At 46.3% G+C, this 298-nt stretch carries 1 pseudogene; it reads left to right on the top strand.

Annotated features, from left to right (window positions below):
• Nucleotides 1-134: pseudogene (locus tag ACYVRA_RS09295) on the top strand (hypothetical protein); the annotation flags it as partial.
• Between the last annotated feature and the right edge of the window lie 164 nt (nucleotides 135-298).

The raw sequence follows: 298 nt of genomic DNA, 5'->3' as shown, positions 1-298 counted from the left end.
TGGGTGTAAATCGGCTTGCGCTGCGCAAGCCGATTTACACCCATATGCGTAATCTTCCCCCCTCAAAAATGAATTTTGCCAATATGAACCAGTCAATTGCCGCCGAAGGGTGCATTATTACCAACGCCAATATTGGCAAAATTCATTTTTGAGGGGGGAAGATTACGCATATGGGTGTAAATCGGCTTGCGCTGCGCAAGCCGATTTACACCCATATGCGTAATCTTCCCCCCTCAAAAATGAATTTTGCCAATATGAACCAGTCAATTGCCGCCGAAGGGTGCATTATTACCAACGC

It is taken from the genome of Treponema sp. R8-4-B8, from assembly GCF_054786175.1.
Note: the sequence above shows the minus strand (reverse complement) of the source record. Positions and strands in the feature narration are given on the sequence as shown.